The 25690-nt window shown below is 72.4% G+C and carries 22 protein-coding genes; 13 read left to right on the plus strand and 9 right to left on the minus strand.

Features of this window, described 5'->3' with window-relative positions; all coding sequences use genetic code 11:
- Positions 1 to 85: 85 nt before the first annotated feature.
- A complete protein-coding gene (locus tag AMYTH_RS0115405) occupies positions 86 to 412 on the plus strand; it encodes an ArsR/SmtB family transcription factor (protein ID WP_020419331.1) in 327 nt (108 codons plus the stop codon).
- Positions 412 to 744, plus strand: coding sequence for a GNAT family N-acetyltransferase (locus AMYTH_RS44930; RefSeq protein ID WP_084022597.1), 333 nt, complete (start codon positions 412 to 414; stop codon positions 742 to 744). Before AMYTH_RS0115405 ends, AMYTH_RS44930 begins: the two co-directional genes overlap by 1 nt.
- 169 nt (positions 745 to 913) lie before the next feature.
- Here AMYTH_RS44930 and AMYTH_RS48860 read toward each other — a convergent pair whose 3' ends face one another.
- Positions 914 to 1441 carry a hypothetical protein gene (locus tag AMYTH_RS48860; RefSeq protein WP_157360610.1) on the minus strand — a complete coding sequence of 176 codons (528 nt, stop codon included), beginning with the start codon at positions 1439 to 1441 and terminating at the stop codon, positions 914 to 916.
- Between the two features lie 83 nt (positions 1442 to 1524).
- Positions 1525 to 2100: a YceI family protein gene (locus AMYTH_RS0115420; RefSeq protein ID WP_037322555.1), complete on the minus strand. Its 576-nt coding sequence runs from the start codon at positions 2098 to 2100 to the stop codon at positions 1525 to 1527.
- A 60-nt stretch (positions 2101 to 2160) separates the two neighbouring features.
- Here AMYTH_RS0115420 and AMYTH_RS44935 point away from each other — a divergent pair, with 60 nt between their 5' ends.
- Complete coding sequence (locus AMYTH_RS44935) at positions 2161 to 2664, plus strand: MarR family winged helix-turn-helix transcriptional regulator (protein WP_037322556.1); 504 nt, start codon at positions 2161 to 2163, stop codon at positions 2662 to 2664.
- On the opposite strand, the gene AMYTH_RS0115430 is transcribed toward AMYTH_RS44935, so the two are convergent.
- Entirely contained in the window at positions 2612 to 3523 is a 912-nt protein-coding gene (locus AMYTH_RS0115430; RefSeq protein ID WP_027931082.1) for an alpha/beta hydrolase, read from the minus strand. The genes AMYTH_RS44935 and AMYTH_RS0115430 overlap by 53 nt on opposite strands.
- A 101-nt stretch (positions 3524 to 3624) precedes the next feature.
- Here AMYTH_RS0115430 and AMYTH_RS0115435 point away from each other — a divergent pair, with 101 nt between their 5' ends.
- Both AMYTH_RS0115435 and AMYTH_RS0115440 read left to right on the plus strand, forming a co-directional pair.
- Positions 3625 to 4479 (plus strand): helix-turn-helix transcriptional regulator, encoded by an 855-nt coding sequence (locus tag AMYTH_RS0115435; RefSeq protein WP_027931083.1) that lies wholly within the window; start codon positions 3625 to 3627, stop codon positions 4477 to 4479.
- Positions 4480 to 4555: 76 nt separating this feature from the next.
- Complete coding sequence (locus AMYTH_RS0115440; protein WP_027931084.1) at positions 4556 to 5404, plus strand: LLM class flavin-dependent oxidoreductase; 849 nt, start codon at positions 4556 to 4558, stop codon at positions 5402 to 5404.
- Here the strand turns inward: AMYTH_RS0115440 and AMYTH_RS0115445 are convergent, their stop codons facing one another.
- Positions 5405 to 6367, minus strand: coding sequence for an alpha/beta hydrolase (locus AMYTH_RS0115445; protein WP_027931085.1), 963 nt, complete (start codon positions 6365 to 6367; stop codon positions 5405 to 5407).
- A gap of 88 nt (positions 6368 to 6455) precedes the next feature.
- Positions 6456 to 6998, minus strand: a complete 543-nt coding sequence (locus AMYTH_RS0115450) for a TetR/AcrR family transcriptional regulator (protein ID WP_027931086.1) — start codon at positions 6996 to 6998, stop codon at positions 6456 to 6458.
- 291 nt (positions 6999 to 7289) lie between these two features.
- On the opposite strand from AMYTH_RS0115450, the gene abc-f reads away from it, so the two are divergent.
- Both abc-f and AMYTH_RS0115460 read left to right on the plus strand, forming a co-directional pair.
- The gene (abc-f, locus tag AMYTH_RS0115455; RefSeq protein WP_027931087.1) at positions 7290 to 8897 is read left to right on the plus strand and encodes a ribosomal protection-like ABC-F family protein; all 1608 of its coding nucleotides are present in this window, start codon (positions 7290 to 7292) and stop codon (positions 8895 to 8897) included.
- On the plus strand, positions 8897 to 10492 hold the full coding sequence (locus tag AMYTH_RS0115460; RefSeq protein ID WP_027931088.1) for an ABC-F family ATP-binding cassette domain-containing protein: 1596 nt from the start codon (positions 8897 to 8899) through the stop codon (positions 10490 to 10492). Before abc-f ends, AMYTH_RS0115460 begins: the two co-directional genes overlap by 1 nt.
- Here AMYTH_RS0115460 and AMYTH_RS50320 read toward each other — a convergent pair.
- Positions 10489 to 12990, minus strand: coding sequence for a BTAD domain-containing putative transcriptional regulator (locus tag AMYTH_RS50320; RefSeq protein WP_063630395.1), 2502 nt, complete (start codon positions 12988 to 12990; stop codon positions 10489 to 10491). The genes AMYTH_RS0115460 and AMYTH_RS50320 overlap by 4 nt on opposite strands.
- A gap of 209 nt (positions 12991 to 13199) precedes the next feature.
- On the opposite strand from AMYTH_RS50320, the gene AMYTH_RS0115470 reads away from it, so the two are divergent.
- The 3 genes from AMYTH_RS0115470 to AMYTH_RS44945 all read left to right on the plus strand — a co-directional run bounded on the left by AMYTH_RS0115470 (position 13200) and on the right by AMYTH_RS44945 (position 16695).
- Complete coding sequence (locus AMYTH_RS0115470; protein WP_027931089.1) at positions 13200 to 13631, plus strand: organic hydroperoxide resistance protein; 432 nt, start codon at positions 13200 to 13202, stop codon at positions 13629 to 13631.
- A 251-nt stretch (positions 13632 to 13882) separates the two neighbouring features.
- Positions 13883 to 15343 carry an aldehyde dehydrogenase gene (locus tag AMYTH_RS0115475; protein ID WP_027931090.1) on the plus strand — a complete coding sequence of 487 codons (1461 nt, stop codon included), beginning with the start codon at positions 13883 to 13885 and terminating at the stop codon, positions 15341 to 15343.
- Entirely contained in the window at positions 15340 to 16695 is a 1356-nt protein-coding gene (locus AMYTH_RS44945) for an MDR family MFS transporter (protein WP_037322557.1), read from the plus strand. Before AMYTH_RS0115475 ends, AMYTH_RS44945 begins: the two co-directional genes overlap by 4 nt.
- A gap of 65 nt (positions 16696 to 16760) precedes the next feature.
- On the opposite strand, the gene AMYTH_RS0115485 is transcribed toward AMYTH_RS44945, so the two are convergent.
- Positions 16761 to 17792, minus strand: coding sequence for an alpha/beta fold hydrolase (locus tag AMYTH_RS0115485; protein ID WP_027931091.1), 1032 nt, complete (start codon positions 17790 to 17792; stop codon positions 16761 to 16763).
- 96 nt (positions 17793 to 17888) lie between these two features.
- Positions 17889 to 20600 carry an ATP-binding protein gene (locus AMYTH_RS0115490; protein WP_027931092.1) on the minus strand — a complete coding sequence of 904 codons (2712 nt, stop codon included), beginning with the start codon at positions 20598 to 20600 and terminating at the stop codon, positions 17889 to 17891.
- A 119-nt stretch (positions 20601 to 20719) separates the two neighbouring features.
- Between AMYTH_RS0115490 and AMYTH_RS0115495 the strand changes: the two genes are divergently transcribed.
- Positions 20720 to 22321, plus strand: a complete 1602-nt coding sequence (locus AMYTH_RS0115495; RefSeq protein WP_037322558.1) for a tannase/feruloyl esterase family alpha/beta hydrolase — start codon at positions 20720 to 20722, stop codon at positions 22319 to 22321.
- 63 nt (positions 22322 to 22384) lie between these two features.
- Here the strand turns inward: AMYTH_RS0115495 and AMYTH_RS0115500 are convergent, their stop codons facing one another.
- Positions 22385 to 23272 (minus strand): ketopantoate reductase family protein, encoded by an 888-nt coding sequence (locus tag AMYTH_RS0115500; RefSeq protein WP_037323783.1) that lies wholly within the window; start codon positions 23270 to 23272, stop codon positions 22385 to 22387.
- A 271-nt stretch (positions 23273 to 23543) separates the two neighbouring features.
- Between AMYTH_RS0115500 and AMYTH_RS0115505 the strand changes: the two genes are divergently transcribed.
- Positions 23544 to 25061, plus strand: coding sequence for a M1 family metallopeptidase (locus tag AMYTH_RS0115505; protein WP_027931095.1), 1518 nt, complete (start codon positions 23544 to 23546; stop codon positions 25059 to 25061).
- A 297-nt stretch (positions 25062 to 25358) separates the two neighbouring features.
- Positions 25359 to 25688, plus strand: a complete 330-nt coding sequence (locus AMYTH_RS0115510; RefSeq protein WP_027931096.1) for a transposase — start codon at positions 25359 to 25361, stop codon at positions 25686 to 25688.
- Positions 25689 to 25690: the final 2 nt, after the last annotated feature.

Consider the following 25690-nt stretch of genomic DNA (forward strand, 5'->3'; position numbering starts at 1 on the left):
GTCGAAAGTACGATCGTACGCATAATTACGTACAGTCTGGCCGGCGAGCAAGAGGATTGTTCGACTTTTGCGGTACGGTAGTACCGTGAAGTACCGTCACCCGGAGCGCGACCAGATCCGCGTCGACGAGGTGCTGTCCGCGCTGGGCCACCCGGTGCGGCTGGCCGCCGTGCGCGTGCTGGCCGGCGGCGGCGAGCACAACTGCACCAGCGTCCTGACCGAGATCGGCGTCCCGGCCAAGTCGACGATGACCCACCACTGGCGGGTGCTGCGGGACAGCGGCGTGATCATCCAGGAGCCGTCGGGACGGGAGAACCTGCTGACCCTGCGCCGCGACGACCTGGACGCGCGCTACCCGGGCCTGCTGGACGCCGTGCTCGCCGGGGCCCGCACGGACGAGGCGGGGTCCTGATGGACTACGTGGTGCGGGCCGAAACGCCCGCGGTCGAGCTGTACCAGCGCCTGCGGGTCGGCGCCGGGCTGAGTCCGAAGTCGACGGAGGCGGCGACGGCCGGCCTGGCCGGATCGTGGTACGCGGTCGTCGCCTACCACGGCGACCGTCCGATCGGGATGGGCCGCGTCATCGGCGACGGCGGCACCGCCTTCCAGATCGTCGACATGTGCGTGCTGCCCGAGCACCAGGGGCGAGGCGCCGGCAAGAAGATCATGGCGGCGCTGGTGGACCGCAAGTACGGCTTCGCGGAGACGGCGCCGGCGTCCGTCGGGATGGCGCTCCGGCTCTGACCGCGCGGCTGACATCGGGCGCGCGATCACCGCCCGCACCGGCACCCCACACGGGGTCGCGCCGGCCGCCGCGCTGGAGGAAGTGATCGGGTTCAACGCCGCGGCCGCGGATCACCAGCCCCACGACCGCCGCGGCCGCGAGCACCGCCTTGTCTCGCCGGTGCACCGGTCAGCGGGGGCGTGGCACCGCCGCGCGGGCGATCCGGTCGGCGAGTTCTCGCGCTCCGGGGAAGAAGGCGTTCACGACCACCTTCCGCCCGTCGGCGCGCTTGACGACGCAGCGCCAGTCGATGCCGAGGCGGTGGCCGAGCTTGCCGGGCTGCCAGTTTCCCCGCGCGTCGACCACCGCGACGCCGCTCCACGGGAACTCCGTCCGGTCCCCGGCGTTGCGGTGGTGGACGAAACACCCGGCGTGCAGGTTGATCCGTTCGCCGCGGCGCCGCAGCCCCTGGACGAGCCGTCGCAGCCCGTAGGGCAGGAGCAGCACACTGAGCCCGAAACACGCGCTGCCGATCCAGACCGGAGCCGTCATCGACGTCTCGGCGGGCGTATTGCCGTAGAGGTACTCGTCGAGCTTCACCATGAGCAGGCCGAGCGGGACGAGGCCGGCGGTCGCGACCAGGCACAGCACCGCCTGCCGCAGCCGGCGGGCGTTGTCGCTGGGGTAGGACTGCACGAGTGGGCCGAGATCTGCCATGCCGCCCACGCTGAGGACTCCGGACCGCCCTCCGGCCCGGATGGCCGGAAGCTGCCGGGGCGTGCCCGCCCCGGCAGTCGCGGTCAGCCGGCGTACACCAGTTCCACCTCGAGCTCCAGGTCGATCTCCTTGGACACGAGCAGTCCTCCCCTGGCGAGCGGCATGTTCCAGGTCAGCCCCCAGTCTTCCCGGTTGAGGCGGCCCCTGGCCGAAAAGACGGCGCGGTGGTTGTCCCACGGGTCCTGCGCGTAGCCGACGTAGTCGACCGCCAGTGTCACCGGCCTGGTCACGCCCTTGATGGTCAGCTCGCCGGTCATCGACCCGCGGCTGCCGTCCCAGCGCACGTCGCCGGACACGAAGGTCGCGGTGGGATGCGCGGCCACGTCGAAGAAGTCGGCCGATCTGAGGTGGTCGTCGCGGGCCTGGTCCCCGCTGTGCACCGAGGCCATGTCGATGGTCACCGAAACCTTGCTGTCCGCCGGGTTTTCGGCGATCTCCACCGCGCCGTCCACGCCGGTGAACCGTCCGCGCACCTTCGTCAGCATGAAGTGCCGTCCGACGAACGCGACCTCGGCATGCCCCGGGTCGATCCGCCACGTGCCGGCGGCAGGCAGCTCCACCTCGCCCAGCCTGCGGGTCGGCGTCGTTGATCCGGTCATCGGGAGTTCCTTCCTTGTTGGTAGATGCGTGCGCACGCACACATTTACTATCCTTACCCCATGAGCGCGTCCGACGACAAGGGCCTGGCTGCCTGGCGAGCGATGCTGCTGGCGTACAACGCCGCGCTGCGGGCCATCGACTCCGACCTGACCAGGTCCGGCACCATCCCCCTCACCTGGTACGACGTCCTGCTGGAACTGAACGCCGGGCCCGGGCGGCGGCTGCGCATGAACGACCTGGCCGAGCGGGTCGTGCTCAGCCGGACCCGCGTCAGCCGCCTGGTGGACGAGATGGTGAGCGCCGGGCTGGTCGAGAAGATCCGCGACGAGGAGGACCGGCGGGTGGTGTGGGCCGCCATGACCCGGTCCGGCGAACGTGCCTTCCGCACCACCGCGCCGCAGTACCTGCGCAGGATCGAGGAGCACTTCTCCCGGCACCTGACGGACGAGGAGAAGCGGGTCATGGCGGCCGCGCTGACGAAGGTCCGCGACGCCCACGCGGTTCTCGAGGTCAGGCCAGGTGGGTCCGGTAGAAGCCGGTCAGCTTCTCGACCGCGGCGGTGACGTGCGGCTCCCGGTCGTACAGGTCGACGTGCGTCGCGCCCTCGATCCAGTGCAGTTCCTTCGGCCCGCGCGCCTCCTGGAAGGCCTCCACCGCCATCCAGGACGTCACCGCCTCGCGCCCGGCGATCAGCAGCAGCGGGCGCGGCGCGATCAGGCCCACGAAGCGGAACGCGTCGAAGAGCGCCAGACGGTCCACACTGGACCACGGCAGCCGCTTCGCCGAGCGCGGGTGCTGCGCGCGGTCCGTGCAGTAGTACTCGAACCCCTCCACCCCGTGCTGTCCGCCCAGCGCGCGGGCCTGCTCGACGGTGTCCGGGAAGAGCTGGAAGGTCTGCGCGCCCCCGCCGCGGGCCTCGGCGGTGCGGGCGGCGGCCGCCGCGTCGAGCATGCCCTGGAACACGGCCGGGTCCTGGGTGCCGTCGGCGCCGAGGCGGAACTGGCGGGCGACGTCGACGGGGCTGACGGTGCCGACGGCCTTGATGCGGTGGTCCCCCGCCGCCGCGGCCATCGAGTACCCGCCGGAGGCGCAGATGCCGAGCGTGCCGATCCGCTCGGGGTCGGCCTCGGGCCGGGTGGCGAGGTAGGAGACCGCGGCCTTGAAGTCCTCGACGCGCTGCGCCGGGTCCTCCAGGCCACGCGGCTCGCCCTCGCTCGCGCCCTGGTAGGCGGCGTCGTAGGCGAGGGTGACGAAGCCCTGCTCGGCCATCCGCCGCGCGTACAGACCGGAGGTCTGCTCCTTGACGCTGGTGCCGGGGTGGCCGACCACGAGCGCGGGCCACGGACCGCTTCCGGTGTCCGGGGTGTACAGGTCGGCGGCGAGCCGGAGTCCGTTGCTGGGGAAGGTGACGTTCGTTCTCATGCATCCCAGGCTCGTCCGCGCCGGAGGCCGGTACCAGGGAAGGAACTGCCTGTGCAACCCAGTACCAGGCACGCCCTCCCCGCGGTGTGGACACTGGAGTCATGGAGACCAACGAGCTGGGCGAGTTCCTGCGCGCCCGCCGCGCCGCCCTCGACCCGGCCCGCGCCGGCTTCCCCGACGACGGCAGGCTGCGCCGCGTGCCGGGCCTGCGCCGCGAGGAGCTGGCCCAGCTCGCGCACATCAGCATCGACTACATCGTCCGGCTCGAACAGGGCCGCACGCGCCGGGTGTCCCGCCCGGTCCTCGACGCGCTCGCCGACGCGCTGCAGCTCGCTCCCGACGAGCGCGACTACCTGTTCACGGTCGCCGAGGTCGCCCCGGCCGCGCCCGCCCGGCAGCCAGGCAGGCCCAAGGTCGACCGGCAGCTGCGGCAGCTGCTCGACGGCATGCGCGACGTCCCGGCCATGATCCTCAACCGGCGCATGGACGTGCTGGCCTGGAACCGGGGCGCGGCCGCGCTCCTGACCGACTTCGGCGCGCTGCCCGCGGCCGAGCGGAACCTGATCCGGCTCACCTTCCTCGACGACGCCTACCGCGCCCTGTACGCGGACTGGCCGCGCGCCGCCCGCGAATGCGTCGCGGTCCTGCGCATGGAGGCCGGCCGCAACCCCGGCGACAAGGCGCTGGCCGCGCTGATCGGCGAACTCAGCGTCCGCGACCCGGACTTCCGCACGTGGTGGGCGAGCCACCAGGTGCGCGGACCGCGCCAGCTGGTGAAGACCTACCTGCATCCGGTGGCCGGCCCGATCACGCTCGACGTGCAGCAGTTCTCCGTCGACACCCAGCCGGACCAGCAACTCGTCGCCTACACCGCCGAGCCCGGGTCCCCGTCGCAGGAGGCGCTGGACTTCCTGCTCGCCATGAGCCCGGCGGTGGCCGAGACGGCGGGCTCGTAGCACCTCCGGGCCGTGCTCGGTGCCCTTCCCGGCCCGCCGCTGGCTTCGCCGCCGGTCCGCGATCCAGGCTCGGGCCATGCAGATCGGTATCGCCCTGCCCAACCAGGTCCGCGACGTCGACGCGGCCGTGCTGCCCGGATGGGCGCGACTCGCCGAGGAGGCCGGCTTCGCGATCGTCGGCACGACCGGGCGCAACGCCTACCCGGGCGTCGCCGACACGGTCGCGCTGGCCGTGGCCGCCGCGGTGACCAGCAGGGTCGAGTTGCTGAGCCACGTCATGCTCACCGCGACCTGGCCCGCTCCCCTGCTCGCGAAGGAGCTCGCCGGCATCGACGGCGTCTCCGGCGGACGGCTCACCCTCGGCATCGGCGTCGGCGGCCGCCCCGACGACTTCGTCGCCGAGGGCTACGGCATGCGTGGCCGCGGCGCCCGCACCGAACGCGACCTGCACACCTTCCACGAGGTGTGGTCCGGGCAGGTGACCGGCGACAACCCGGCCGTGCCCGCGGGCACCCGCCGGATCCCGCTGCTCTTCGGCGGGTTCAGCCCGGCCGCGCTGGGCCGGATGGCCCGCTGGGGCGAGGGCTACGTCGGCGGCGCCGTGCCCCCGGCCTACGCCGCCGGCACGTTCGACGCCGCCCGCACAGCCTGGTCCGACGCCGGCCGCGACGGATCGCCCCGCGTGGTGGCCCTCGCCTACTTCGCCCTCACCGACGGGGAACGCGGGCGCGCGAACGTCTACGACTACTACAGCTCCGCGGGCACGGACTACGCGCAGCTCACCTCGTCCACTGTGGCCACTTCACCCGGCGCGATCGCCGAAGCCGTCACAGCATTCGGCGACCTGGGCGCCACCGACCTCGTGCTCATCCCGGCCACCGACGACCTGGACGAGGTCAAGCGCGCCGCCGACGCCGCGTTGTGATCAGCGGCTGAGCAGCCGCTCCAGCCACGACTCCCGCGCGGCCACGCAGGCCTTGGCCACCGCCGAATCGGGGGCGATGTCGTAGAAACCGTGGAACGCGCCGCCCCACACGTGCAGCTCCGCTTCGCCCCCGGCGGCCCAGATGGCGCTCGCGAACGCCACCGCCTCGTCGCGGAAGACCTCGACCGCGCCGGCGTCGACGAACGTCGGCGGCAGCCCGCTGAGGTCGGCGGCGCGCGCCGGGGCCGCGTAGGGCGATACGTCGGCGGTGCCGCGCCGCTCGCCCAGGACCATCGTCCACGCGGTCAGGTTGCTGGTTCGGTCCCACACCCCGACGCCGTCGTACTCGCGCGCGGACACGGTCTCGCCGCGGTCGTCGGTCATCGGGCACTGCAGCAGCTGCCCGGACAACGCCGGACCGCGGCGATCGCGCGCCAGCAGGGTCGTCCCCGCGGCGAGCCCGCCCCCGCCGCTACCGCCGAAGACGACCAGCCGCGCCGGGTCGAACCCGAGCTCGTCCGCGTGCCCGGCCATCCACCGCAGAGCGGCGTAGCAGTCCTCGACCGGCACCGGGTGCGGGTGCTCGGGCGCGCGCCGGTACTCGACGGTGACGGACACCGCGTCGTACTTCATCGCCCAGTCGATCAGCGGGTGCACGGAGGCGAACCGGTCCCCCATCACCATCCCGCCGCCGTGGATGTGGAAGATCCCCGGCCCCCGCTCGCGGTGGTCCTCGCGCGCGATGACCGAGACCGTGATCTCCGCCCCGCGGTACCCGGGGATCGTGTGGTCGGTCCAGGTGACCGGGCGGCCGCCGATCTGCTCCTCGATCGTCGGGAACGGCAGGGCGCGGAAGTGGTCGAGCCGGTCCGCCGTCATGCCGACCGGCACCCGGCCCTCCAGAGCGGGCAGCAGCGCGGCGAGTTCGGGGTCCAACGGGAGGTTCTTCGTCACCCGGTGCATTCCACCACAGGGAGACCGGCGCCCGCGGGCACCGGTTCGCCATCCGCGAGTTCCGTCTGTTGTGGACCTGTCGGCCCTGCCGGGAGAGCTAGCCCGCCCCGAAGCCGCGCAGGAAGGTGTCCACCAGGACGTCGGCGGCTTGGGCGTCGCTGAGGTCGGGCAGGTCCCGGGTGGCGAGGTGCAGCAACTGGCCGAGCACCCTGCTCGCCCAGCCCGCGGGCAGGCCGGGCCGCAGGAAACCTTCGTCGGCGGCCCGCTGCGCGAACCGCTCGACCTCGTCGACCGAACGCTGCCGCCGCGCCCAGATCTCCGGGTCCGAGCGCATCCGGCTGACCTCGGTGGGCCACTTGCGGTTGACCCCGACGATCAGTTCGACGTACCGGTGCAGCGCCACCGGCACCGGCGCTTCCCGCAGCCGGGCGGCCTCGATCGCCGCCTCGATCGCGTCGAGGCGGGCTTCGTACACCGCCGTCAGCAGTTCTTCGCGACTGGCGAAGCGCCGGTACACGGTGCGACGGTCCACACCCGCCTCGGCGGCGATCGCAGCGATGCTGGTCGCGGGGTCCTCGGCGAGCATGCGGGCACCCGTGGTCAGCACGAGCTCGAGGTTGCGTGCGGCGTCGGCTCTCACGGCATCAACATACCCTCCGCTGCCGCACTCCGAGCCGGTATCTGCCACAGCACTGAGGCGTTCTCCTGCGCGACCGTGCATGGCCACCCGACCGGTGATCGCGGCGGCTGGTATGGTTGACGCGCAAGGGAACCGTTCTGAGGAGACTCGACGTGGCAGGTGAAGACGACATCTCCGGGTGATCCCCCGGAGTGAGCAAGGCCCCCGGCGCTGCCGTGGTGGCCGATGTCGTCATCCACCCGTATCCGCGGTCCGCTGGTCCGCGCCACCCCTTTTCGAGGTCTCTTTTCCATGTCCGAATCCCGCATCGTCGTGTCCGGTCTGTCCTTTTCCTGGCCGGACGACACCCCCGTCTTCGACCAGCTGTCGTTCAGCGTTCCGGACGGGCGGACCGGTCTCGTCGCCCCGAACGGGGCAGGCAAATCCACCCTGCTCAGGCTGATCGCGGGCGAGCTGAAGCCCTCCGACGGCGGGGTGTCCGTCGACGGCCTGCTCGGCTACCTCCCGCAGGACCTCCCGCTGACCGGTGAACCGACCGTCGCCGAGGTGCTGGGCATCGAGCCGGTACTGCGCGCGCTGGCGGCCGTCGAGTCCGGCGACGTCGCCGAGGAGCACTTCACCACCATCGGCGAGGACTGGGACATCGAGGAGCGCACCCGCGCCCAGCTGGACCGGCTCGGCCTGGAGGACATCACGCTGGACCGCACCCTGGGCACCCTGTCCGGCGGCCAGATCGTCTCGCTCGGCCTGGCCGCCCAGCTGCTCAAGCGGCCCGACGTGCTGCTGCTCGACGAACCCACCAACAACCTCGACCTGCAGGCCCGGCACCAGCTCTACGCCGTGCTCGACGACTGGTCCGGCTGCCTGCTGGTGGTCAGCCACGACCGCGCGCTGCTGGACCGGATGGACCGCATCGCCGAGCTCGACGGCGGCGAGATCCGGTACTACGGCGGCAACTTCACCGAATACGAGCAGGCTGTGCAGGCCGAGCGCGAGGTGGCGGAGAAGAACATCCGCAGCGCCGAGCAGGAGGTCAAGCGCGAGAAGCGGGAGATGCAGCAGGCGCGGGAGCGGGCGGCGAAGCGGGCGAGCAACGCGCAACGCAACCTCGCCAACGCCGGCCTGCCGAAGATCCTCGCGGGCGCCCGCAAGCGCAACGCGCAGGAGTCCGCGGGCAAGGCCGACGGCACGCACGCGGCCCGGGTCAGCGCGGCCAAGGCCAAGCTGGACGAGGCCGAGCGGTCGCTGCGGGAGGACCAGAAGATCACCCTGGAACTCCCCCAGACCGCGGTGCCCGCGGGCCGGACGCTGTTCCTCGGTGAGGGGCTGCGCAAGCGGGACCTCTTCGGTGACGGCGTGGACCTGGCGATCCGCGGTCCGGAGCGCATCGCGCTGTCCGGCGCGAACGGGTCCGGCAAGTCCACGCTCCTGCGCATGATCACCGGCGATCTCGATCCGGACGGCGGCGAGATCAAGCGCGCCGACGGCCGGATCGCCTACCTGTCCCAGCGCCTGGACCTGCTCGACGACACGCGCACCGTCGCGGAGAACCTGGCGGCGTTCGCGCCCGCGATGCTGCCCGCGCAGCGGATGAACCTGCTGGCGCGCTTCCTGTTCCGCGGCGACCGGGCGCACCTGCCCGTCGCCGTCCTGTCCGGCGGGGAACGGTTGCGCGCCACGCTGGCGTGCGTCCTGTTCGCCGAACCCGCGCCACAACTGCTGTTGCTGGACGAACCGACGAACAACTTGGACCTGGTCAGCGCCGGGCAGCTGGAGAGCGCGCTCAACGCCTACCAGGGCGCGTTCGTGGTGGTGAGCCACGACGAGCGGTTCCTGGGTGAGATCCGGATCGATCGCAGGCTGCGGCTCGACGGCGGCAAGCTGGCCGAGTCCCGCTGATGGCGGCGGCTCTCGTCGCGCACGACCTCGTGCGCGTCCTCGGTGACCGCCGGGTGCTGGACGGGGTGTCGCTCACCGCGGCGCCCGGGCACCGGATCGGGTTGATCGGGGAGAACGGCGCGGGCAAGTCGACGTTGCTGCGCATGCTGGCCGGAGTGGACCGGCCGGACCGCGGCAGCGTTGAGCGCCCGGCGGATCTTGGCTACCTGCACCAGGAAATGCCGTTCGACCCGGCGGCCACGGTGGCGGACGTGGTCGACGACGCACTCGCGGGCGCGCGCGAGGACCTGGCGGAACTGGAGCGGCTCGGCGCGCTGCTCGCCGAGGACGAGGGGCTGTTCGACGCGTACTCCGAGCGGCTGGCGCTCGCCGAGCTGCACGACGCGTGGGACGCCGACCGGCGCGCGAAGATGGTCCTCGACGGGCTGGGGCTGGGCGGGGTCGCGCTGGAGCGCCGCCTCGGCGAGTTGTCCGGCGGGCAGCGCGGACGGCTCGCGCTGGCCGCGCTGCTGGTGCGGCGGCCGTCCGCGGTGCTGCTGGACGAGCCGACGAACCACCTCGACGACGGTGCCGCCGCGTTCCTCGAAGAGCAGGTGCGCGGCCTGCCCGGCACCGTCGTGGTCGCGAGTCACGACCGCGCGTTCCTGGACGCGGTGTGCACGGACATCGTCGACCTCGACCCGGCGGTCGGCGGGCCGGTGCGGTTCGGCGGGAACTACACCGGTTACCTCGCGCAGAAACGGGCGGACCGGCAGCGGTGGGAGCGGCGCTACGCCGAGGAGCAGGAGGAGATCGCGGCCCTGCGGGATTCGCTGGGCGTGACCACGCACCGGGTCGCGCCGAACCGGGCGCCCCGGGACAGCGAGAAGATGGGGTACGGGCACCGGGCGGGGCGGGTGCAGAACTCGATCTCGCGCCGGGTCCGCAACGCCGCGCGACGGCTGGAGGAGCTGGAACGCACGCGGGTGCCCGCTCCCCCGCCGCCGCTGCGGTTCCGCCCGGACGCGCTCACCGGTCAGGCGCCGGACGAGGTGCTGGTGTCGCTGCGGGACGTGCACGTGCCCGGACGGCTCACGGTCGAGCGCCTCGACGTCGGCGCCACGGCGCGGCTCCTGGTCACCGGCCCGAACGGCGCAGGCAAGTCGACGCTGCTGCACGTGCTGGCGGGGCGTCTGGACGTTCCCGGCGTGCGGCGGCTGCCGAAGCTGCGGACCGGATTGCTGAGCCAGGACACCGAGTTCCCCGAGCCTTCGCGAACCGCACGCGAGACCTACGCAGCAGGCGCCGGTGCCGGGGCGGTGCCGCTGGAATCGTTGGGACTGCTGGGGAAGTGGGACGTCGACAAGCCGGTCGGCGAGCTGTCGGTGGGCCAGCGACGACGGCTGGCGCTGGCGATCCTCGTCGCGAACCCGCCGCAGCTGCTCCTGCTGGACGAGCCGACGAACCACCTCTCCCCCGCCCTGTGCGACGAACTGGAGGACGCACTCGGCCCCGGCCCCGGCGCGATCGTGGTGGCCGCGCACGACCGCCGCCTGCGTGAGCGGTGGCGGGGCGCCGAGTTGGAAGTCCACAACGGACGGATCGAGCCGGGTTAGCCGGCCGCGCGGCGGAAGAGGTCCGGGCGCCGTGGCGCCCAGAGTTCGTCCGCCAGGTGGCGGTCCTGCCAGGACGACGGCGGGTCGGCGATCCAGTCGTGGCCGAAGATCGCATACGGGTAGGCCGGCGCGGAGCAGCTCAGCTCGTAGTGGTCCAGGTAGTCCATCAACGGCGCCCACAACTGCGGGTCCGCGATCACCAGGTAGGAGGCCGCGAGGCCCGGCTCGTGCACCCAGCGGCGCATCACCCGGGCGAGGAACACGTCGGTGATGGGGTTCGGCTTGGACTCGAACGCGGGGCAGATCAGGTGCCGGGCGATGCCGAAGTGCGCCCCGGGCGGCAGGTTCCGCCGCGCGACGTCGTGCCAGACGTCCGCGATCACCGGGTCGGCGTCCAGCTCCTCGGGCGCCGGCTCGCGCACCGTCAGCCAGCTCATGAAGGCACGCAACCGGCCGCTGTCGGCGCAGCGCAGGACGTAGAAGCCGCCGGGCTGGCGGTTCAGCCAGAACCGAACCGACGACGCGGTGAGCTCGCCGCAGGTTTCGCGCGCGAGCGCGACCAGCTCGTCATGGTCGGCCGGGGTGACGCCGGTGGCCCGCACGTCCGGCTCCCCCGTCGCCGACACGTACCGGCTCGTCACCCCGCCGCGGCGGCGCAGGTGGCTGATGCTCCGCAGGACCGCCGCGCTCGCCCGCGGATCGGTGGCCTCGCGCAGCAGCGTGTTCATCGTGTAGTCGCGGATCCGCCGGTGCATGCGCTCGTAGCCGACCGGGTCCCGCCACCGCAGGTGGGCCTCCAGCGCTTCGCGGAGCACCCCGTTGATGTCCAGGCCGTGCCCCGGCGTCTCGACGTAGGGCTGCACCCGCAGCCAGTCGAACAGCTCGGCGGCGTCCCCGTCGGGCACGGCGACGCGCAGGAGGTCCTCGGTGGTGTACCGGGCATGCGCGCACACGTGCAGCGCCCGCCGGTGCTGCGCCGACGGCACCGCACCGATCAGGGTGTCGAGCACGGTGTCGACCACGAACCGCACGGCCTCGCGGCGCGAGGGCTGCCCGGTCGCCGACATGCTCCGCCCGACCTCGGCTGCCAGCGACAGCACGAACGGGTTGCCCGCCGCGAAGTCCACGATGGACGGAACGAACCCGGGGTCGACGCCCCGAGCCTCGACCAGCGCCGCCGACTCCGCGGCGCCGAGCGCGTCCAGTCGCCGCACCACGATCGAACCGGACCACGCCGGGTCGGTGATCCAGCCGGCGCTGGGCCTGGCGCGGCCCGCCACCACCACGATCGAATCGGCGGGCAGCGTGCGGAGGTATTCGTCGCGCAGCCACGGTTCGAGGTCGCCGTGCCGTTCGAAGGAGTCGACGAGCACGACGGGTCCGGCGGACGCCGCCGTCAACCCTGCGGAGAGCTGGTCCAGGCGTTCCCGCAACTCCACAGTGGTGAGGCCGTGCAGGTGCCACACCGTCCGGCCGGCCGCCGTCGCGTCGTCGGCGTAGCGGCGCAGCAGGGTCGACTTGCCGATGCCGGCGTGACCGCACAGGAAGAACACCACGAGGCCGTCGTCGCGCCTGCGGCCGAGCATCGCCGCGAAGGCGGCGCGCTCGGCGTCCCGGCCGACGAACCAGGATCCGACGGCGCGGTCCGGTGCCGCACCAGCCGGGCGGCCCGCCACCGGCGCCACGGCCCGCAGCGCGGGCACGAACTCGTCGTCGGCGCGCAGGATCTTCTCGTGGATGGCCCGCAGCCGCGGCCCCGGGCTGACGCCGAGCTCCCTGCCGAGCAGGTCGTAGACCATCCGGTAGACCTCCAGCGCCTCGGCGCGGCGGCCGCTGCGGTAGAGGGCCAGCAGCTGGATCTCGTACAGCGGCTCCTCCAGCCGGTTCAGCTGGATGAGCAGCGGCACCTCGGCCACCACCTCGGCGTGCTCGCCCATCTCCACGCGCAGCTGCAGCAGCTCCTGGGTGGCGATGAGTTTCAGCCGCTCCAGGCGGACGCGTTCCCCCTCGGCGGCCTCGCCCGGCACCCCCGCCAGCGCGGTGCCCGTCCACAGGTCGAGCGCCGCGCGCAGGTGCTTGGCCGCGCCCGGCACGTCCCCGTTCGCGCGTTCCTGCCTGGCGGTCTCGACCAGCCGCGTGAACTCGTCCGCGTCGAGCGCGAACAGCGACGGGTCGAGCATGTAGCCGCCGGACTGCGAGCGGATCGCCGAGCCGAGGCCGTGCTCGGCGAGCACGCGCCGGAGGCGCGAGATGTACGTGCGGATGATGGCCTCACCGGTGGCCGGGGCGCGATCACCCCACAGGCCGTCGATGAGCTCGCCGACCCGGACGAAGCTGCCACTGCGCGACAACAACAGCATGAGCACGGCCTGCTGTTGCGGCGTACCCAGTTCCGGCTCGGCGTCGCCGCAGCGGAGGCCGGGCGGTCCGAGGATGGTCAGACGGGATTGCGGCGGAACCAGGGTGCGCTGTGTGATCACGGCTGCCCGGCGGTGCATACCCGGAAGGTAGGTCTGCCGGGCCGGCCCTCGCGAGCGTCACGTGACGCAGTGTTTGTACGTCACCGCGCCACCCACTCGGTGCCGGACTCCGCTCGTCGCGGGATCCCGGCGATGACGTACAGCGGTGACGTCGTCCGACGGTCGCCGCGGCGGTTCCGGCGTTCGTAGCGTGGTCGGCACATCCCACGGAACGCAAAGGAAAGCCGATGTCTGAGATCACCTACACCGCGGTCGCCTCCTCCACCGCGGAGGGCCGCAACGGGGGTCACGCCAGGTCCGACGACGGCGCGCTCGACGTCACGCTCGGCGTGCCCAAGGCTCTCGGCGGCGCGGGCAACGGCACCAACCCGGAGCAGCTGTTCGCCGCCGGGTGGGCATCCTGCTTCGTCGGCGCGGTGCGCCGGGTCGCCACGGCGAGGAAGGTCCACCCGGCCGACCTCGCCGTCATCGCGGAGGTCACCCTGCACCACGACACGGAGGCCAACGACTTCAAGCTGAGCGCGGCGCTGCACCTGGAGGCCTCCGGCGTCGACCAGGCCACCGCCGACGAGCTGGTCCAGGGTGCGCACCAGCTGTGCCCGTACTCGAAGGCCACGCGCGGCAACATCGAGGTCACCCTCGACGCCACCGTCGCCTGACCTCTCCCCGTACCTCGAGCCCGCCCCCGTTGTCCCCGGTGGCGGGCTCGAGCCCGTTTTGTCCACAGTGCACGGAACTCGTCGGCCTGAAGGCCGGTGGCGGTTCGCGGAGCGTCACACCGACATCCGACTCGTCGGGGATGTCAGCCACCACCTCCGCTGAAGTGTGACCGTCCGGACACTAAACGCCTCATCACTGTGGCAATTAAGTGCTACATTGATGAGGCAGTTGAATCCCGGAGGGAGCACCAGTGATCACCTACGAGCAGCTCTTCATCGGCGGCGAGTGGACCACCCCGAGCAGCGCGGAGCTGCTGGACATCCGGTCCCCGCACGACCAGTCGCTGCTGGGCCGCGCCGCGCAGGCGCTGCCCGCGGACGTCGACCGGGCCGTCGCCGCCGCGCGGAAGGCCTTCGACGAAGGGCCGTGGCCGCGCACCTCGCCCGCCGAGCGGATCGCCGTCATCCGCAGGCTCGTCAAGCTCCGCGAGGAGCGCGCCGACGAAATCGCGGCGCTCATCTCGGCCGAGAACGGTTCGGCCCTGTGGTTCACCAAGGCCGGCCAGCCCGGGCTGACCCGTCAGGCGAACGCCTACCTGAAGGCGGCGGAGGAGTTCGGCTGGGAGGAGACGCTCGAACCCTCCGACCCCGCCGCGCCGTTCCGCTCGGTCGTGCGCCGCGAAGCGGTCGGCGTGGTCGCCGCGATCATCCCGTGGAACTCGCCGTTCTCGTCGGCGATGGCGAAGATCCTACCTGCGCTGCTGGCCGGGAACACGGTCGTGCTCAAGGTGTCGCCGGAGAACACGCTGAGCATGAACCTGCTCGCGGACCTGCTGGCACAGACCGGCCTGCCGGAGGGCGTGATCAGCGTGCTGCCGGCGGACCGCGAAACCAGCGAGCACCTGGTCAAGCACCCGGGTGTGGACAAGATCGCCTTCACCGGCTCGACCCGCGCCGGCCGCCGCATCGCGTCGCTGGCCGGTGCGCAGCTCAAGCGCGTGAGCCTGGAACTGGGCGGCAAGTCCGCGATGATCATCCTGCCGGACGCCGACCTCGGCGCCGCGATCCAGGGCGTGAAGTTCTCCTCCCTGCTGAACAACGCCGAGTCGTGCATCGCCCAGACCCGCATCCTCGCGCCGCGTGCCCGTTACGACGAGGTGGTCGCCGGGCTGACGGAGCTCGTCGAATCGCTGGGTGTCGGCGACCCGGCTCAGGACACCACGTTCATCGGCCCGATGGTGCGGCGCGACCAGCAGCAGCGCGTCCTCGACTACATCCGGACCGGCATCGAGGAGGGCGCCCGGCTCGTCACCGGCGGCCCGGAAGTGCCGGCGGGGCTGGAAAACGGCTTCTACGTGACGCCGACGCTGTTCGCCGACGTGGACAACTCGATGCGCGTCGCGCAGGAGGAGATCTTCGGCCCGGTCCTGGTCGTCATCGCCTACGAAGACGAGGACGACGCGGTCCGCATCGCCAACGACTCCGAGTACGGCCTGTCCGGCGGCGTGTGGTCGGCCGATCCCGCGCACGCGCTGGAGGTCGCGCGCCGGGTCCGCACCGGCACGATCACCGTCAACGGCGCGCCCATCGGGTTCGACGGGCCGTTCGGCGGGTTCAAGGCCAGCGGCCTCGGCCGTGAGTACGGCGCGGTCGGGCTCGGCACCTACACCGAGTACAAGACGGTCACGATCCCCGTGCAGGCACGACGATGACCATCCTCGACGTCCCCGCCAGACCCGCCGTGCGGCCGGCGATGACAGCGCTCGTCCTGGCTGTCCTGCTGGCCGCGCTGGACCAGACCATCGTGTCGACCGCGCTGCCCAGGATCGCCGGGGACCTCGGCGGGTTCCGCGACATCGCCTGGGTCACCGCGTCCTACCTGCTCGCCTCGACCGCGGCCACCCCGCTGTGGGGCAAGCTCGGCGACATGCTGGGGCGCAAACGCCTCTACCTCGTCGCCACCACGGCGTTCCTGGTCGCCTCCGCGTTGTGCGGGCTGGCGCAGGACCTGCCGCAGCTCGTTGCCGCGCGCGCCCTGCAGGGGCTGGCCGGCGGCGGGATGATCGTCCTGACGTTCGCGCTTGTCGGCGACATCGTCGCGCCGGAGGACCGCGGCCGGTACCAGGGCCGGTTCGGCTCGGTGTACGGCGTGGCGAGCATCGCCGGGCCGCTGCTCGGCGGGCTGTTCACCGACGAGTTGTCGTGGCGGTGGGCGTTCCTGGTCAACGTGCCGGTCGGGCTGGTGGCGGTGGCGATCGCGGCCCGGCACCTGCCGGCGGCGGTGCGGCGCCCGGCCGCCCGGATCGACTACCTGGGCGCGGGTTTGCTGGCCTCGACGGCCACGGCGCTGATCCTGATCACCACGTTCGGCGAGCGGTGGGGCTGGGCGTCACCGGGCATCCTGGGTCTCGCGGTGGCGGCCGTCGTGCTGATCGCGCTGGTGATCCCGGTCGAACGACGGGCCGTCGCGCCGGTGCTGCCGCTGTCGATGCTTACCTCGCGGACGGTCGTGATCGCCTCGGTGGTCGGGTTCGCCGCCAACGTCGCGATGTTCAGCGTGCTGGTCTACCTGCCGACGTACCTGCAGGTGGTGGACGGGGTGTCGGCCACGCTGTCCGGGGTGCACATGCTGCCGCTGGTGATCGGGCTGGTGGTGAGCCAGTCGCTGGCCGGGCGGTGGATCGCGAACCCGGCGCGCGTGCGGGTGGTGCTGGTGAGCGGCATGGTGCTCAACGTCGCCGGGCTCGTGCTGCTGGGCACGCCGGCGCCGGGGACCGCGCAGTTCGTCCTGGTGCTGTACTTCCTGGTGACCGGTGTGGGTATCGGGATGGTGCCGATGGTCGCGCTGACCGCGGCGCAGAACGCGGTCCCGGCGACGGACATCGGCGCGGCGAGCGCGGTGGTGACCTTCGCCCGGTCGATCGGCGCGGCCTTCGGGGTGGCGGTGTTCGGGACCCTGCTGGGCGGTGACGTGGCGGGGAACATCGGTGGGGCGTTCCGGTGGATCACGCCGTTGGTGGTGCTGGGGACGCTGCTCGCGCTTCTTCTTCCGAGGCGGCGTTGAGCTTCGCTCGAAATTCCACTGAGGACAGAAGCCCGGGGCAGCAAGGCGCTTTCGCGTGACAGCCCCTACAGGTGGTCCGCGTCCACGATCGCTCGCGCGAAGGGGTGTGGCGCCTCCTGCGGCACGTTGTGCCCGATGCCGGCGAACACGCGGTGGTCGTACTTGCCGGTGAACTTGCTCCGGTACGCCATGCCGTCCGCCGCCGGGCCGTCGAAGTCGCTGCCGATCGTGATCGTGGGCACGGTGATCGCCGGTGCGGTCTGCAGTTTCTGCTCGTAGACGTCGTACTGCGGCTCGCCCGGGGCCAGGCTCAAGCGCCAGCGGTAGTTGTGCACCACGATCGCCACGTGGTCCGGGTTCTCGAACGCCGCCGCGCTGCGGTCGAATGTCGCATCGTCGAAGTTCCACGCCGGGGAGGCGTTCGTCCAGATCAGCTTGTTGAAGTCGTGCCGGTTCTTCGTGTAGCCCAGCACGCCGCGCTCGGTCGCGAGGTAGTACTGGTACCACCAGCCCAGCTCGGCCGCGGGCGCCAGCGGCTGCTGGTTCGCCGCCAGGTTGGTGATGAGGTAGCCGCTGACCGCGACCAGCGCCTTGACCCGCTCCGGCCACAGCGCTGCGATGATCGCGGCCGTACGCGAACCCCAGTCGTAGCCGCCGAAAACCGCCTTGTCGATCTTGAGCGCGTCCAGCAGGGCGATGACGTCGAGCGCGATCGCCGACTGCTGCCCGTTGCGCACGGTCTGCCCGGACAGGAACGTGGTGCTGCCGTACCCGCGCAGGAACGGCACGATCACCCGGTAACCCTGGGCGGCCAGCAGCGGTGCGACGTCGACGTAGCTGTACGGGTCGTAGGGCCAGCCGTGCAGCAGCACCACCGGCGTGCCGGTCGCGGGTCCGGACTCGAAGTAGCCCATGTCCAGCACCCCGGCGGTCACCTGCTTGACCGGGCCGAGCGAGGTGTGCTCGCCGGAGCCCGTCCGAAGGTCCGCACCCGGAGCGGGAGCCGCGGCCGGTGCCGCCTTCGGCGAGCACCCGGCCAGCGAAGCCGCCGCCGCGCCCGCCGCGATCGTCTGCCCGAACAGTCTCCTGCTGATCATCTCGAAACTCTCCCGTGCGAGGTGCCCGTTGACGTCGACGACGCTAGGCACCGCGCGCGGGGTTCCGCGCCCGTCGGATGACGCTGCGGGTGTACGTCACCCCAGGTTTTCGAGGATCCCGGCCAGGTCACCGCGCGAGCTCACGCCCAGTTTCGGGAAGATCCGGTGCAGGTGGGTGCCGACCGTGCGGTGCGACAGGTACAGCCGCTGCCCGATCTCCCGGTTGGTCAGCCCACGCGCGGCCAGCTCGGCGATGCTGAGCTCGTGCGGCGTCAGCTTCTCCCGCGCGTCCGGGCCGCGGTTCGGGCTCGACTCCCCCGCGCTGCGCAACTCCCGCCGCGCCCGCTCACCCCACGCGGTCATGCCGAGCGCGTCGAACGTCTCGCGCGCGGTCCGCAGGTGCGTCCGCGACTCCACCACCCGCCGCTGTCGCCGCAACCACTCACCGAACGCCAGGTGGACGCGGCCGCGCTCGGCGGGCCAGCCGGTCAGATCCGCCCGCAGCGCCGCCAGGAACAGCTCCTCGGCGTCGTCGGTGGACGCCAGCGCCGCCCGCGCGTACCGCAGTCCGATGTGGAGCGCCGGGGACGAGGTCGTCTTCCCGAGCGGTTCCATCTCCGCCAGGATGTCCCGCATCCTGTCGCTCTGTCCGGATCGGACCGCCGCCTCGGTCAGCTCGGCCAGGAAGTAGGCCCGCAACGCCGCCTGGTAGGCCGGATCGGCCGGGTCGAGCACGCGGCGCAGGTCGGCGAACGCGTCTTCGTAGCGCCCCTCGCTCAGCGCGCTGAGCCCGCGGGCGAGCTGGACGGTCGCCAGCACCGGCCGGGCGCCCGCGGCGAGCCCGGCCCGCTCGGCCTCGTCGGCCAGTGCGGTGGCCTGCTCGTGCTCGCCCCGCAGCGCGGCGATCTCGGCCTGCACCGCGGTGGCCAGCCCGAACATGAACGGCTGGTGCGTCTCCTTGGCGAGCTGGGCGGCCTCGGCGGCGATCGGCACCGCGGTGGCGAGATCGCCGAGCCGGGTGCGGCTCCACGCCTGCACGGCCAGCGCTCGCGGCAGCAGCCCGAGCAAGCCCTGGGCCCGCAGGCCCGGCGCGGCCGCCGCGGAGAACCGCGCCGCCAGGTCGAACGCCCCGACCTGCAGTGCCGCGCTGCCGAGGTAGCGGTCGGCCGCGGAGTCCGCCCCCGCGGAGCCGGCCAGCGTGCGCAGCCCGGCGAGCACGCTCTCACCGCGGTCGAAGGGCGCGACGTAGGCGGCGATCGCGACCTGGCGCGGATCGTCGTCGGGCAACGGCAGCCGGTCCGACACCGCCAGCAGCGCGCGCCGGGTCTCCGGGCCGGGTTCGGACCAGAAGCAGCGCATCGCGGTGCTCCACAGGACCCGCACCGCGACCTCGGGGTGCCCGTCATCGGCGACCTGCGACGCCAGCTCGCCGAGTTCCGCGACGCGCGTGATGTCCTCGCGCACCCCGTCCTCGAACGCGCTGAGCAACCAGGCGGCGGTGGCCTGCTGGCGCGGGGTGAGTTCCAGGGTCTGCGCCTCGCGGACCAGCCGTTCGACCGTCTCGCGGCGGCCGCAGTCGCCTGCCAGCTCCGCGGCGCGCAGCAGGCGGACCGCGCGCCGGTCCGGCCGCTCGGACAACCGGGCGGCCTGTTCGACCGCGGCGATCGCCGCCGTGGCCGCACCACGGCGGCGGGCGCGTTCGGCGACGTCGTCCAGTTCCCCGGCCACCGCCTCGTCGGCGCTCGTGGTCGCGGCCGCCTGGTGCCAGGCCCGCCGGTCCGGGTGCGCGACCAGTGTCGCCGCGAGCGCCAGGTGAGCCTGCCTGCGCTCAGCGAGCGTCGCGGCCGCCGGGATGGCCGACCGCATCAGCGGGTGCCGGAACGTCACCGCCCCCACCGCGACGTCGACGAGACCGGCGTCCACCGCCGGGGTCAGCACGTCGACCTCAACGGTGTCCTGCCGGACCAGCCCGGTGGCGGACAGCGTTTCGGCGATCGAGTCGCTCTGCCCGAGCGCCGCGACCAGCAGCGCGGTGCGGGTCGGGGCGGGCAGGTCGGAGACCCGGGCGGTGAAGGCCCGTTCGAGCCGGTCGCTGAGCGGCAGCACGGGATCGAGCACGCCCGCTCCGGCCACGGCGGCGGGCAGTTCCGCCAGCGCGAGCGGGTTGCCGGCCGCCTGGGCGAGCACCTGTTCCCGCGCCGGCCGGGGCAGGTCCGGGGCTACCGAGTCGAGCAGGCCGGCGGCGTCTTCGTCGGACAGCCGCTCGACCGGCATCGGGGTCAGCCCGGCGTCCTGCAGCGTCGAGCGGTCATCGTCGCGCAGGGTCGCGATCAGGGCGATCGGCTCGGAGTCGATCCGGCGGGCCACGAAGGCCAGCACGTCGACGCTCGCGCGGTCGAGCCAGTGCACGTCCTCGGCGACGAGTAGCAGCGGCCGGTCCGCGGCCTCCTCGGCCAGCAGGGTCAGCGCTGCCAGGCCGACCAGGTAGGTGCTGGGTTCGTCCCCGTCGGCGAGGCCGAGCGCGGTCCGCAACGCGGCTTTCTGCGGCGCGGGCAGCGCGTCGATCCCCGCCCGCACCGGGTAGAGCAGCTGGTGCAGGCCCGCGTAGGCGAGGTTCTGCTCGGCCTCCACGCCGGTGGCCGTAAGCACGCGCACCCCGGCGACCGACGCGGCGGCGACTGCTTCCGCGACGAGCGCGGACTTCCCGATGCCGGCTTCCCCGGTCAGCAGGAAACCCGTGCACTCCCCCGGGCCGTCCACGAGCTCGGTCAGCCTCTTGAGCTCGGTGTCCCGTCCGAACAGCCCCATCCCGCCGCACCCCTGCCGTCGATGTCCCGACGGCGACGATACCCAGCCCCGTCGGCGGAAGGTCCATCGATCGTCAACTTCCGGTTCCTAGGGTCGAGCCCGGAAGAAAGGTGCCAGAAATGCCAGAAGGACGAAGAGCCGGACGCCTGACCGGGCTATTGGCGGCGGCCGTGCCGCTGGCCGCGCTGATCCCCCTCGCCGCGAGCGCGTCGACCCCCGCGCAGGCCTGCGCGGCGGTGCCCGTCACCGCGCCTGCGGGCGCGAAGATCGAGTCGGTGGAGGCGGAACACCACGACGGCGGGACCGTCTCGTTCCCCGCCACCCCGCTGGCCCCGGCCGGCGAGATCACCGGGGTGCCGGCGTACTGCCAGATCACCGTGACGGTCACCCACACCGGCAGCGACCACGTCAAGATCGCGGTGGCGCTGCCGGAAACCGGCTGGACCGGCCGCCTGCAGGGCGTCGGCGGCAGCGCCTACGCCGCGGGCGACTTCGGCCCGCCGCTGGTGCAGGCCGTGAAGGACGGCTACGCGGGCGTGACCACCGACGCCGGAGTGCGCAGCGAGCTCGACACCAGCTGGGTGGTCACCGCGAACGGCACGGTCGACCAGGCGCTGCTGACCGACTTCGCGTCCCGCTCGGTGCACGAGTCGGCCGTGATCGGCAAGGACGTCGTGCGCGAGCACTACCAGCGCGCCGTGTCGTACGCGTACTGGAACGGCTGCTCGACCGGTGGCCGTCAGGGCTACGAAGAGGCCCAGCACTACGCGAACGACTTCGACGGCATCCTCGCCAACGCGCCCGCGGTGAACTGGACGCAGTTCGCGGTGGCGACCCTGTGGCCGCAGACCGTGATGAGCAACGACCACCACTTCGTCAGCAACTGCGTGCTCGGCGCGTTCCAGCAGGCCGCGATCCAGGCGTGCGATCCACGCGACGGGGTCAGCAACGGCATCATCGACCGGCCGGACGAGTGCAGCTACGACCCGCGCTCGCTCGTCGGCGAGAAGGTGCTCTGCGACGGCCAGGAGGTCACCGTGACCACCGCCGACGCGGACGTCATGCGCAAGATCTGGAACGGCCCGACCGACGAACGCGGACGGTCGTTGTGGTCCGGGCTGCCCAAGGGCGCGGACTACACCTGGCTCGCGGGCACCGCGCCCGGGCCCGACGGGCAGTTGAGCGCGCCCGGGTTCCCGGTGGCCGTGCAGTGGGTGCAGGCCTTCCTGGAGAAGCAGCCGGGCTTCGACACGTCGAAGCTGACCTACGCCCAGTACCGCGACCTGTTCCGGCAGTCGGTGCGGGAGTACGACCGGGTCATCGGCACCTCGGACCCGGACCTGTCGGGCTTCCACCGCGCGGGCGGCAAGCTGATCACGTTCGTCGGCACCGCCGACCAGCTGATCCCGCCGGGCGGCACGCTCGCCTACCGCTCGCAGGTCGAGCGGCGGATGGGCGGCGCGGAACGGGTGAACGACTTCTACCGCCTGTTCCTCGCCCCCGGCGTGCAGCACTGCGGTGGTGGCGCGGGTGCCCAGCCGGTGAACGCGCTCGGCGCGCTCGTCGACTGGGTCGAGCACGGCACGGCCCCGGCCACGCTGGCCGCGAGCACCCTCGACGGTTCGGCGTCGCGGGACCTGTGCCCGTTGCCGCAGGTGTCGCGCTACCAGGGCCACGGTGACCCGGCGCTCGCGTCGAGCTACCGCTGCACGAGGTTCTGACCCCGGACGTGAAGAACGCCGTCTGCGCCGGATTTCTCCGGTGCGGACGGCGTTTTCGCGTGCTCAGCGCGGCAGGCCGCGCAGCAGGCGGAGGATCGTGGTCGTCACCGGCGCCGGGATGCCGTGCTTGCCGGCGAGGGTCACGACCGGGCCGAGCAGACCGTCGTGCTCCAGCGGGCGCCCGGCCTGCCGGTCCTGCAGCATCGAGGTGGTCAGGCCGGGGTCCGTCCCGGCGAGCCACTCGACGATCTCCCTGGCCCGCGTGCCCGTCAGGGCCACCCCGGCCGCCCTGGCGACCGAGGCGGTCTCGGCCGCGAGGTCCATCGCGATCGCCCGCAACGCCGGATCGCCCAGCATTTCCATGCGCCGCCCGGTCAGCGCGGTGAGCGAGTTCGCCACCACGTTGATGATCAGCTTCTCCCACGAGGCGAGCGGGAGGTCCGGGCTGGTCTCCACGACGAGGCCGGAGCCGTCGTAGAGCCGGGCGACCGCGCGGCCGCCGTCGTCGTCGGGCACCACGATGCCGCGTCCGGTGGTCCGGCTGCGGGTGTGGCCCGGCCCGACAAGCTCGCAGTTGAGCCACGCCAGCGCGGGGACCACCGTCGCGGCGGTCAGCGGACTCACCCGCTCCCGCTGGTCGATGCCGTTCTGCGCGACGAGGACCCCGCCGTCGGCGGGCAGTCTCGCGAGCCACTCCGCGGTGGAAGGCGTGGCCCCGATCTTCACCGCGAGCACCGCCCAGCGCACCGCGGGCAGGTCGGCGGGCGTGGCCGCCCACTTCACCGGCTCTTCGCGGCGGCCGGTCTCGTCGGTCACCACGAGCCGGTCCACTTCGGACCGGCCGCACACGATCACGGGGTGTCCCGCACGGGCCAGGTGGTGGCCCAGGAGCGTGCCGAGCGCGCCCGCGCCGATCAGCGCGACGGGCTCGGTCGGGTTGATGGTCGTCACCACACCGACGTTAGCCGCGTTGTGTTGACGGCACGTGGACGGCCGGCTGGTCCCGCACGATCCATCCGGTTTGCCCAATCCGGGGAGTCTTGCTGCACCAGCGCCTCGCCACCGGCGTGCCGGACGTGGCGCGTCAACCATCCGTCAACACGCGCAGCCCGACGGGCCGTCGGCCACCCGGCCAGGTGACGCCCGGCCGATCGGCCGATGTGGCCGCGCCTGGACTGGTTGTCTGATGAGGACCGGCACCGGAACGGGAGGGACATCGAGCATGCGAGGCAGGGTGTGGGCCGCGGCGGCGGTGCTGGTGGGGGCGGCGCTCAGCCCGGTCACGGCGGACGCCGCGCCGGGCACGCCGGGGGCGACCAGCGCGGGTGAGCGGCTGATCCCGACGCTGGGCAATGGCGGTTACGACGCCACGGGTTACGACGTGAGCTTCGACTACGACCCGGCCGTCAGCACCATGCGGTCGTCGGTGGTGATGACGGCGCGGGCGGCGCAGAACCTGTCGTCGTTCGGCCTCGACTCGGTCGGGCAGCGGATCGAGTCGGTGACCGTGGACGGTGTCCCGGCCACGTTCACCGTCGACCCGGCGCACGAGAAGCTCCTGGTCACCCCGGCGAAGACGCTGCGCGAGGGCCGGACGTTCGAGGTCCGCGTCGGCTACACCGCCGACCGCGCGCGGAAGCCGATTCCGCCGTACTACGACTGGCCCGCCGACGTCCCCTTCACATGGGAGAGCTGGGCCGAGACCGACTCCGGGTTCGCCCTCATGGGCCAGCCGGACCGGGCGCACCTGTTCTTCCCGTGCAACGACATCCCGCGTGACAAGGCCCGGTTCACCTTCCGCGTCACGGTGCCGCGGGACCGGCAGGTCGCGGCCAACGGCACACTGCGCTCGCTCAGCACCCGCGACGGACTTTCGTCCTATGTGTACGGAACCGTGACGGACATCCCGACGAACGTGGTGCAGGTCGCGGTCGGCAGGTTCACCACGGTCGAGCAGACCGGGCCGCACGGGTTGCCGATCGTCAGCCACGTCCCGTCGACGATGGGCGGCTTCCGCGTGCCACCGCAGGCGACCGAGCAGTACGGGATCACCGACGCCAACGTGCTGCCGCGGATCACCGAAGCCGCGCGGCGCACTCCGGAGCACGTGCGGTGGCTGGAGGACACGCTGGGCCTGCCGTTCCCGTTCGAGAAGTACGGCGTGCTCGGCGTGGTGGGCCCGTACGACGGCGTAGCGCTGGAGACGGCGACCCTGTCGACGTTCTCGGCGCCGGCACTGGCGCTGCCGCCGGAAGTGCAGTCGGAGACCATGGTGCACGAGCTGGCGCACCAGTACTTCGGCGACGCGGTGTCCCCGGCGTCGTGGGACGACATGTGGCTCAACGAGGGCCACGCGATGTACTACCAGAACGTCTTCGGCGCGTCGCGGGGCTATCGGAACCTGCTCGACACGATGCGCGAGCTGTACCAGCAGGACCAGTCCATCCGCGACCAGTCGGGCCCGCCGGCGCACCTGACGAGCCCGGGCGGCATCCTGCTGGACACTGACCTGCCGGGTGCGCTGACGTTGTTCGCGCTGCACGAAACCGTGGGGCAGCAGACGTTCGAGCGGATCGAGCGCGCGTTCTACCTCGAGCACCGGGGTGGCTCGGCGACGACGGCGGACTACATCGCGACGGCGAACCGGGTGTCCGGCCAGGACCTCACGCCGCTGCTGACGGAGTGGCTGTACGGCGCCAAGACGCCCGCGATGCCCGGTCACCCGGATTGGCGGAAGTGACCCGACGGTTTCCACCCCTCACGTGGCGAATCTGGTTCGGTATTCGAAGCTCACTCCACAACCGCCGCCCGGCAACGAAAAGCAAGCGACTACCCCAACCAGACCTCCCCGCCCCCGATCCACCGACTACCCCAACTAGACCTCCCCCGCCCCCGATCCACAGCCGATCTTTGGTCGCCGACCAGGCGTGTCAAGGTACTCTTTCCCGCCTTGACACGCCTGCTCGGCGACTGAAACTGGTCTTGCCCCGTTTTGGTGGACACCGATCGCTAGGAGATGTCGTGTCTCCTGGGAAGGATGTCCATGATGGTGTCTGTGGGTAAGAAGAAGCCGCGGCGGGCTCGGCGGGTGTTCACGCCGGAGTTCAAGGCCGAGATTGTGGAGTTGTGCCGGCGGGGTGATCGCACGATCTCGCAGGTGGTGACGGATTTCGATCTGGTCGATTCCGCAGTGCGGCGGTGGATCGCGCAGGCCGAGGCCGAGGCCAATCCGCAGAACCAGGCGCAGCGGGATGCGGTGTCGGAGAAGGCGGAGTTGGAGGCGTTGCGGCGGGAGAACGCCCGGTTGCAGCGGGATGTCGACATCTTGAAGCGGGCGACGGCTTTCTTCGCGAGGGAGACCCGGTGAAC

The organism is Amycolatopsis thermoflava N1165, assembly GCF_000473265.1.
Taxonomy (GTDB): Bacteria; Actinomycetota; Actinomycetes; order Mycobacteriales; family Pseudonocardiaceae; genus Amycolatopsis_E; species Amycolatopsis_E thermoflava.

What these genes read in the sequence shown, in the direction of transcription:
- AMYTH_RS44930 (WP_084022597.1), top strand. Translation starts at nt 412, where the DNA reads ATGGACTACGTGGTGCGGGCCGAAACGCCCGCGGTCGAGCTGTACCAG.
- AMYTH_RS48860 (WP_157360610.1), bottom strand. Translation starts at nt 1,441, where the DNA reads ATGGCAGATCTCGGCCCACTCGTGCAGTCCTACCCCAGCGACAACGCC.
- AMYTH_RS0115420 (WP_037322555.1), bottom strand. Translation starts at nt 2,100, where the DNA reads ATGACCGGATCAACGACGCCGACCCGCAGGCTGGGCGAGGTGGAGCTG.
- AMYTH_RS44935 (WP_037322556.1), top strand. Translation starts at nt 2,161, where the DNA reads ATGAGCGCGTCCGACGACAAGGGCCTGGCTGCCTGGCGAGCGATGCTG.
- AMYTH_RS0115430 (WP_027931082.1), bottom strand. Translation starts at nt 3,523, where the DNA reads ATGAGAACGAACGTCACCTTCCCCAGCAACGGACTCCGGCTCGCCGCC.
- AMYTH_RS0115435 (WP_027931083.1), top strand. Translation starts at nt 3,625, where the DNA reads ATGGAGACCAACGAGCTGGGCGAGTTCCTGCGCGCCCGCCGCGCCGCC.
- AMYTH_RS0115440 (WP_027931084.1), top strand. Translation starts at nt 4,556, where the DNA reads ATGCAGATCGGTATCGCCCTGCCCAACCAGGTCCGCGACGTCGACGCG.
- AMYTH_RS0115445 (WP_027931085.1), bottom strand. Translation starts at nt 6,367, where the DNA reads ATGCACCGGGTGACGAAGAACCTCCCGTTGGACCCCGAACTCGCCGCG.
- abc-f (WP_027931087.1), top strand. Translation starts at nt 7,290, where the DNA reads ATGTCCGAATCCCGCATCGTCGTGTCCGGTCTGTCCTTTTCCTGGCCG.
- AMYTH_RS0115460 (WP_027931088.1), top strand. Translation starts at nt 8,897, where the DNA reads ATGGCGGCGGCTCTCGTCGCGCACGACCTCGTGCGCGTCCTCGGTGAC.
- AMYTH_RS50320 (WP_063630395.1), bottom strand. Translation starts at nt 12,990, where the DNA reads ATGCACCGCCGGGCAGCCGTGATCACACAGCGCACCCTGGTTCCGCCG.
- AMYTH_RS0115470 (WP_027931089.1), top strand. Translation starts at nt 13,200, where the DNA reads ATGTCTGAGATCACCTACACCGCGGTCGCCTCCTCCACCGCGGAGGGC.
- AMYTH_RS44945 (WP_037322557.1), top strand. Translation starts at nt 15,340, where the DNA reads ATGACCATCCTCGACGTCCCCGCCAGACCCGCCGTGCGGCCGGCGATG.
- AMYTH_RS0115485 (WP_027931091.1), bottom strand. Translation starts at nt 17,792, where the DNA reads ATGATCAGCAGGAGACTGTTCGGGCAGACGATCGCGGCGGGCGCGGCG.
- AMYTH_RS0115490 (WP_027931092.1), bottom strand. Translation starts at nt 20,600, where the DNA reads ATGGGGCTGTTCGGACGGGACACCGAGCTCAAGAGGCTGACCGAGCTC.
- AMYTH_RS0115495 (WP_037322558.1), top strand. Translation starts at nt 20,720, where the DNA reads ATGCCAGAAGGACGAAGAGCCGGACGCCTGACCGGGCTATTGGCGGCG.
- AMYTH_RS0115505 (WP_027931095.1), top strand. Translation starts at nt 23,544, where the DNA reads ATGCGAGGCAGGGTGTGGGCCGCGGCGGCGGTGCTGGTGGGGGCGGCG.
- AMYTH_RS0115510 (WP_027931096.1), top strand. Translation starts at nt 25,359, where the DNA reads ATGTCCATGATGGTGTCTGTGGGTAAGAAGAAGCCGCGGCGGGCTCGG.